Annotated in this window: 7 protein-coding genes and 2 pseudogenes; 4 read left to right on the top strand and 5 right to left on the bottom strand. The window is 62.3% G+C overall.

The features are described from left to right. Positions 1–401: hypothetical protein (locus M3461_09130; GenBank protein MDQ3774502.1), on the top strand; the 401-nt coding region annotated here is incomplete at its 5' end. Between the two features lie 172 nt (positions 402–573). Here the strand turns inward: M3461_09130 and M3461_09125 are convergent. Continuing rightward, positions 574–972 (bottom strand): annotated as a pseudogene (locus tag M3461_09125) (ISAzo13 family transposase). A gap of 57 nt (positions 973–1,029) precedes the next feature. On the opposite strand from M3461_09125, the gene M3461_09120 reads away from it, so the two are divergent. Both M3461_09120 and M3461_09115 read left to right on the top strand, forming a co-directional pair. Beyond that, positions 1,030–2,298: a phospholipase D-like domain-containing protein gene (locus tag M3461_09120; protein MDQ3774501.1), complete on the top strand. Its 1,269-nt coding sequence runs from the start codon at positions 1,030–1,032 to the stop codon at positions 2,296–2,298. Between the two features lie 122 nt (positions 2,299–2,420). Continuing rightward, positions 2,421–2,612: a hypothetical protein gene (locus M3461_09115; protein MDQ3774500.1), complete on the top strand. Its 192-nt coding sequence runs from the start codon at positions 2,421–2,423 to the stop codon at positions 2,610–2,612. A 244-nt stretch (positions 2,613–2,856) separates the two neighbouring features. Here the strand turns inward: M3461_09115 and M3461_09110 are convergent, their stop codons facing one another. The 4 genes and pseudogenes from M3461_09110 to M3461_09095 all read right to left on the bottom strand — a co-directional run bounded on the left by M3461_09110 (position 2,857) and on the right by M3461_09095 (position 6,904). Then, positions 2,857–3,474, bottom strand: coding sequence for a hypothetical protein (locus tag M3461_09110; protein MDQ3774499.1), 618 nt, complete (start codon positions 3,472–3,474; stop codon positions 2,857–2,859). A gap of 131 nt (positions 3,475–3,605) precedes the next feature. After that, positions 3,606–5,420 (bottom strand): glycoside hydrolase family 15 protein, encoded by a 1,815-nt coding sequence (locus M3461_09105; GenBank protein ID MDQ3774498.1) that lies wholly within the window; start codon positions 5,418–5,420, stop codon positions 3,606–3,608. A gap of 237 nt (positions 5,421–5,657) precedes the next feature. Next, positions 5,658–6,386 (bottom strand): annotated as a pseudogene (locus M3461_09100) (prolyl oligopeptidase family serine peptidase). A 323-nt stretch (positions 6,387–6,709) separates the two neighbouring features. Further along, positions 6,710–6,904, bottom strand: a complete 195-nt coding sequence (locus M3461_09095; GenBank protein MDQ3774497.1) for a hypothetical protein — start codon at positions 6,902–6,904, stop codon at positions 6,710–6,712. A 232-nt stretch (positions 6,905–7,136) separates the two neighbouring features. Here M3461_09095 and M3461_09090 point away from each other — a divergent pair. Continuing rightward, positions 7,137–7,677 (top strand): hypothetical protein (locus tag M3461_09090; GenBank protein MDQ3774496.1); only part of this gene is annotated, 541 nt, incomplete at its 3' end.

Below are 7,677 nucleotides of genomic sequence, written 5' to 3'. Positions count from 1 at the left end.
CACAAGACCGCAGCGCTTCCGAAAATCAAACCGATGCGAGCACCATCACGGTGGGGGTGCCCGTAACAGTGATGGTCCCTCTGGAGTTCAAAGTCGAGCCCCAAGCCAAGGGCTGTTGGGTTGAGTTATATACCAAGGAAGGCTTCCGCGGGGATCGCTTGACGCTCGTGGGTCCGCTGGATATGGCCAAGATGCGCGGACCGTTCGGAGCGGACTGGGAAAACGCGGTGGAAAGCATCAGGGCCGGTCCCAAAGCCACCGTCACGATCTTTGACAATGAACATTTCGCGAAGCGTAGCGCAATCGTGTTACCGGACGAAGAAATCGGAGACCTGGATAATAAGATGCAGGTGTCCGATAGCTTCAGGTCGATGCGCGTCGCTTGTTTGCCGATGCGGTAGTGTTCGGGGTGGGCGCGGAAGTGATCCGGCGGAACGGCAGGGAATAGTCAAACGGCATCGCTCAAAGGCAAGTAGTCAGCGGTCAGCATTCAGTGGTCAGTAGAGAAGGGATGAGGCCATGCTGACCTACTGGCTACCTGTCGTCCTTAGGATCCGCGTCATAATAAGTTGATTATGTTTTCTTTCGTGTTGGCATTAGGGCATAGTTCCAATCACCGTGGAAGTCAGCCCGTTTCAGATTGACCGCAGCCAGCTCCTCGTCGCTGACCTTGATCCCAGTGGGGTAATGGCCTTTGTCCAGCTCAGCATGAATCTTCAGACCGGTACGCGTCGTTGTGCTGGCGATCAAGTTGATGATGACTTCGTGACTCACCAAGGGCCGACCGCGCCAGTTTTGGGTGACGTCACAGAACATGCGGTGTTCGATCTTGTTCCATTTGCTGGTCCCTGGCGGAAAGTGACACACCTGAATCGGTATCTCCATCTGAATGGCCAAATCGTGCAGGGCAAGCTTCCAGAAGCGGCATCGACTGCTATTGCTGCCCCCGCCATCGGCCGTGATCAACAGCTCAGCGAACTGATGGATCGAAAGCCTCCGGCCTGAAACTGCCGTCGTTCATAACTCGCAATGTCGACAACTATCACGATCGGTATCGCGACGTTCCTGTTGACCGCAGCGGGGTTGCTGCTGCTCCTCAATCTAACCCTTGGTAACAAGCCGCTCGACGATCGGATCGAGACCGAATATTCGGTCGCCGACCCGCAGTTTTTGCGCGCGATGGGGTCGCTGCTCGGCCCGCCGCTCGTCGACGGCAACCGCGTCCAGGCGCTGCAGAATGGCGACGAAAGTTTTCCGGCGATGCTCGCTGCCGTCCGCGGCGCGCAGCACACGATTACGTTCGAGACGTACATCTACTGGTCCGGAACGATCGGCCAGGAGTTCGCCGCAGCGCTCAGCGAACGCGCGAGCGCGGGAGTGCGTGTGCACGTGATGCTCGATTGGTGGGGCAGCGGCAGCATCGAGGACCTGAACCTGATGAAAGCGGCAGGAATCGAGGTGCGCCGCTATAATCCGCCGCGCTGGTCCGGACTTGGCCGCATGAATAACCGCACGCATCGTAAATTGCTAGTGGTGGACGGCAGGATCGGCTTTACCGGCGGCGTCGGGATCGCGGACCCGTGGCGCGGGCACGCCCAGGATCCGCAACACTGGCGTGATACGCATTTCCGGGTCGAAGGGCCCGTCGTCGCGCAGATGCAATCGGCGTTTCTGGACAACTGGATCGCGCTTACCGGCCAGGTGTTACACGGAGCGGGGTATTTTCCGCCGATCGAGCCGAAAGGTTCGCACACGGCCCAGGTGTTCACCAGTGCGCCGGGCGGCGGCGCGGAAAGCGTGCAGATCATGTACCTGTTGTCGATCGCCGCGGCGAGAAGCACTATTCGGCTGGCGATGGCCTATTTCGTTCCCGACAATGTCGCGGTCGAAACTTTGCTGGCTGCCCGAAGACGCGACGTGCACGTGCAAATGATTGTGCCCGGTTCCCATACCGACCGGGAGATCTTGCAGCGTGCGTCGCGTTTCGAATGGGGACCGCTATTGCGCGGCGGGGTAGAAATTTATGAGTATCAGCCGACGATGTACCACTGCAAGGTGATGATCGTGGACGAGTTGTGGACGTCGGTGGGATCGACCAATTTCGACAGCCGCTCCTTCAGCGTCAACGATGAGGCCAATCTCAACATCCACGACACCGCCTTCGCACGGGACCAGGTGGAACTTTTTGAACGGGATTTGCAGGAATCGCGTCGTGTGACGCTGGCTGAATGGGAAAACCGGCCATGGAGCGACAAACTGCTCGACAGCCTTGCGGGACTGTTGAGTTCGCAGTTGTAGGCTTGCGCCGCAAAAAACCTGTTAGCGGACAGGGCAAATAGAAGATGGGCCGACTCAATCAGTACATCCGGCGCGTAATCATCGCTTTGTCGATTGTGGTAGCATTTTTTATAGCGTGGCGGGTGAGTGACATATTCGTGCTCCTGTTTGGCGACTTGATCCTCGCCATTGCCTTGCGGGCCGTCGCTGGTGGCGTTTCGCGATTTACCCCGTTGCCTAAACGCAGCGCGCTCGCGGTGGTCGTCATGGGAGTTGTCGCACTGCTGGCAGCAGTGTTCTGGCTGGTCGGCCGGTGGTGTCGTGAACGCGGCTGATGGCGGCCATCGGACTTTATTTGGCAGCCTCGCCGCGCCTGTATTACCGAGGTTTCTTGCGTTTGGTTCCGGGGGGTATTCGGCACCGCGTCGATGTTGCGCTTTCATCGCGGGCATCACGGCAGCCGCGAAGTGGCTCTATAGCCCAAGGTTGGTGCGTAGCGCCTACCTTGGGTAGACCATCCAGCGAGCTACCAACCCCAACGGGGTTGTGCCCCGACAATCCCGAATCTCGCATCGCGCATTACTTGAAACTCTCCAGGTAAGTCGCGATCGCTCGTAATTCTTCCGGCGGCAGCATTCCGAACGCAATCCATTCCTGGAATGCTTGCGGCTCGTTCGGAAAAATGCCTGCACCGACGCTCAGCCGGCTGCCGCCGTGAGTGAGGTCTGGGCCGACGACGCCATCGGCCGTGGTGCCGCGGATCGTGTGGCAAGCGGAGCAGCCGTAAGAGCAAAAGAATTCCTGGCCCTTCACAGCGATCGGCGGGCCGTCGAGTTCAAATTCGACTGGTTCGTCGACCGGAATCCGGATCTCGTTGGCGAGCACGACCTCCTCGCCGTCCGGCGGTTGATAGCGCACCTGCCACCACCATTGCTCGCCGGTCACCGCGATTCTCAGGCTGCCTTCAGGCGCCCGCGCGATGGTCTTCGGCAGCATCGCCAGTCCGTAAACCAGCAAAATGGTCAGCACCACCGTCGGCACGATCGCGCCGCCGCCGATGATCAGCAGCGTTGCCGGACGCTTCTGGTTCGCCGAAGAGCGACGCCGGATCGCGTAAATGGCGAGTGCGACTACGGCAGCCCAGACAAGCAGAGCTCCGCCCGTCCCACCAGAAAAGGCCGGCGATGCGCTCGGCATCTTGCCCCGCCGGATCCAAAGCCGACTGCTGCCCCGCGCAACCCGCTAAAAAAAAGATGCGAGAGACGTGATAAGCGCTCCGGGGATGGTCGCGCATCGCACATCCCGCATCCCGTATCCCGCATACGGCATCATCGAGGCACATCCTGTTCGCGCTCCGGCCGCTGCTGCGCCGGACCGCCTTCGCGCGAAAGGTTGCGCGCGGTGTTCACCAGGCCGACGTGCGAGAAGGCTTGCGGGAAATTGCCGAGCATGCGCCCGGCGTGTGGGTCGTATTGCTCGGCGAGAAGTCCAAGATCGTTGCGAATGGCGAGCAGCCGCTCGAAAACCGCCCGTGCTTCGTCGAAGCGGCCGGCGAGCGCGTAATTATCTGCCAGCCAAAATGTGCAGAGCAAGAATGCCCCTTCGCCTGACGGCAGTCCATCGACGTTTGACAGCTCCTCGGTGCGATAGCGCAGCACGAAGCCGTCAACGAGCAGCTCCCGCTCGATCGCCGCAACCGTGCCTCGCACGCGCTCGTCATCCGCCGGCAGGAAGCCGACGAGCGGCAGCATGAGCAGACTCGCGTCCAGTTCCTTCCCGCCATACTCCTGCACGAACGCGTTCTTCTCGGGGTTGAAGCCGCGTTCGCAGATCTCCTGTCGTAGCGCGTCACGATGCGAGTGCCAGCGCTCCACCGGCCCTTCGTGCCCAAATTGCTCGACTGCTTTCACCGCGCGATCGAATGCGACCCACGCCATCAGCTTCGAATGCGTGAAATGCCGGCGCGGGCCGCGCACTTCCCAGATGCCTTCATCCGGCTCGCGCCAGGCAGTCTCCAGGAACTCCATCACAGCGCGTTGCAGCTTCCACGAATTCGTTTCCGACTCAATCCCGGCACAACGCGCCTTGTGCATGGCGTCGATCAGCTCACCATAAACATCGAGCTGGAACTGGCTGAACGCCGCGTTACCGACGCGCACCGGCGCCGAGCTTTCGTATCCCGGCAGCCACGGCAGCTCTCGTTCTTCGAGCCGGCGTTCTCCCGCCGCGCCATACATGATTTGCAGCTTGCTCGGGTCGCCGGCCACCGCGCGCAGCAGCCAGTCGCGCCACGCGCAGGCCTCGTCGGTGTGCCCGCCTTGCATCAGCGCGTAGAGGGTGAAGGTCGCGTCGCGCAGCCAGCAGAAACGATAATCCCAATTACGCACGCCACCAATCTGCTCGGGGAGCGAGGTCGTCGGCGCGGCGACAATGCCGCCCGTCGGCACGTAAGTGAGCGCCTTCAAAGTAATCAGTGAGCGCTGGATCGCCTCGCTCCACTCGCCTTCGCATTTCGTCTGCGAACTCCATTCGCGCCACCACTGTGCGGTCTGCTCAATCTGAGTCATGGCATCGCCCCGTTTCTCCGGCGGCTCGTGCGAAGGATGCCAGAGCAGCTCGAACGGAATCGTCTCCCCTTCGCTTACCTCGAACTCGGCGACAGTCGTCAGCCCTTCCCCGTGCGTCTCGACGCCGGACCAAAAGCTGAGCCCATCCGGCCCCGCGACGGCTTCGAGGCGATCGTCCACGCGGCGGATCCACGGCACGATCGAGCCGTAGTCGAAGCGCACGATCAGTCGCATCTTCATGCTCACGCGACCGCGCACGCCCTGCACCACGCGCACCAAATCCGCATCGCGCTGCCGCGGTGGCATGCAGTCGATCAGCCGCACACAGGCGCGCGCCGTCTCGAACTCCGTCTCCAGGACAAGCGTGCCCTCCCGATAAGCGCGCCGCGTGCCGATCAACTCTTCCGCGGGCGCGATCTGCCAGCAGCCGTGTTCCTCGCCGCCGAGCAGCGCGGCAAAGCAGGCGCCCGAATCAAAGCGCGGGAGACAGAGCCAGTCGATTGAGCCATTGCGCCCAACGAGCGCGACAGTCTGCGTATCGCCGATCAGACCGTAATCCTCGATCTTCATCGCGATTTCTTCACCTCAATGGCTCGCTCGATGCGAGCAATCGTCGCAAGCACAATCCAGGTCAGATCACGATCAAGAACGCCAGTCCGATCCGGCCCCCATCAGCCCGACGACGACGACGCCGACGGCCGCTGCCCATGGCGACCAGCATATCTGATAATAATCTTTCGGCAATCCATACAGGTCGATGTCCCGGACACGCTCCAGGTTGCGCCGGTCGTTCTCGAGACTGAGCAGATGCAAGTGGTAAGGCGCCACGCGGCCATCGTTCGCGCCGGTGAGCATGAGGACCGCCGGATACTTCGTGCCGTCTTCAACGTGGTGATACGGCAAGTAGGCGTAAAGCGCTTTGAACTGCTCGGGATCTTTCACGGTGCCAATTCCGTGACGTTGAACGCGCCGTTCGGCGCCAGCTCCACCCGCAGCATGTCGAAAATGGCGACCGACGCGACAACCGCGCGCATTAACCGCGGATGCTGCGTGATCATCGCCCCCATCAGCAGTCCGCTGTTCCTCCCGCCCATCAACGCCAGCTTCTCCGGTCGCGTGTACTTGCGTTCGATCAGGTGTTTCGCGGCGGCAGCGAAATCGTCGAAGACGTTTTGCTTGTTGGTTAGGTTGCCCTTGCTTATGCCACTCCTCGCCGAACTCGCCGCCTCCGCGGATGTTCGCCACGACGTAAATGCCGCCGCGGTCGAACCAGAGCCGGCGAGCGAAGTCGAAGCTCGGCGATAGGCTGATGCCGTAACCGCCGTAACCGTAAAGCAGCGTCGGATTTTTGCCGTTCAACTTTGTTCCCTTTCGGCGGACGATGTTCAGCGGAACCCTTGTGCCATCCTTTGATGTCGCCAATTCCCGCGTCACTTCGATGTCATCGAACGAAACCGGCGACGTGGTGCGCAGCGCGGTCTTCTCCGGCTGACCTGTGCCCTCGCGCCACTGGAACCACGCGGTGGGCTGCGTGTAACTGACAGCTCGGAATAGCAGCGAGCCGTTTTCGAGAGCCTCCATTTCCTGCACCGCCGAAATCTTCGGGATCGGAATGATCTTTTCGCCTTCGCCGAAGGATAGGACGTTCAACGCGGTGTTGCAACAGGTGCAGTTAGGTCGGACGGACCGGCCGGTGTGGGTGGGTCCGCGCGGGGGCTGGAAGAGGCTGTTTGGGCTGGCCCTGGCTGGGTTCTGGGTGGCTGTTGGGGCTTAAGGGCAACGCAAAGGCGAGCACCCCGCGGCCGGACGCGAGTCTCCCGGAGGCGGGCAAGTCACCTTGAGCGGCAGGAGGGTTGGGAAGGCGCTTACCAGTACAACTCATACTGGGGCAGGGGTTCGCCCTGAGGAGGTGCGTAGCGCGAGGTCTGATCAAAGTCCGCCTCAGTGAGTGGCGGTCCCCGGGAAGGGGGGGCGATGCGCGGTGGCGTGGTGGGCTCCCCGAGATGTTTGAAGATGGGCTGCATGAAACCCGCCTCGGTGACGAAGGCGATCAGTCGCATCGGCTCCCCACAACGGGGGCAAGAGAGCGGGAAGACTTGCATCCTCGGCGCGGCAGGCAGGCCCATCCCTGGGCCTGGCTTTCATAGAGGCGGGCGAGCAGCATGGCCCAGAGATAGCCGGCACCGGGACGTGGCTGGGCGGCGGGCACCTCGGCTTTGTTGCAAACGGCGAGACCGTTTCTGATAATGGCATCTCGCTTTTCGTTGCTGGGGACCCGCGTAAGCTACCGAGATGTCACACGTTGAATCGTCGCCATCGGGTGGAGGCGAGAGCACCGTGGCGGCACCGGGCGACGGCCTCGGCACCATCGGTCACACCGGTGAGCTGGGCGGGCGCCCGGCACCGCGCCTATCCTCCGTCCCCTGCCCCTTCTGCAACCTGATCTGCGATGACCTGGTCGTCGAAAACGGCGCGGGCGAGCCGCTGCGCGTGGCGCAGAACGGTTGTGCCCGGGGTGCGGTCGCGGGGTTCGACCGACCCTCGCCCAGTGCGGAACCTCGTATCGCGGGAATACCGGCGACCTGGGACGCCGCCTACGCACGGGCGACCGCTTTGCTGCACGACGCGACCCAGCCGCTCTTCGCCGGTCTCGGCACCGACGTCGATGGGATACGCGCGGTGCTCTCGCTCGCCGACCGCACGGGCGGCATGAGCGAGGGCCGCATCGAGGTCCACGGCAGCGCCGGCGACTACCTCGGCCGCGAAATGCGCGGCGGACACATCCGGGTCCGGGGCAGCGCCGGGCACTGCGCCGGCCAGGGGATGCGGGGCG

This window comes from Pseudomonadota bacterium (genome assembly GCA_030860485.1).
In the GTDB taxonomy this organism is placed as follows: Bacteria; Pseudomonadota; Gammaproteobacteria; order JACCXJ01; family JACCXJ01; genus JACCXJ01.
The sequence above is the reverse complement of the archived record's forward strand: the minus strand, read 5'-3'. Positions and strand labels throughout refer to the sequence as shown.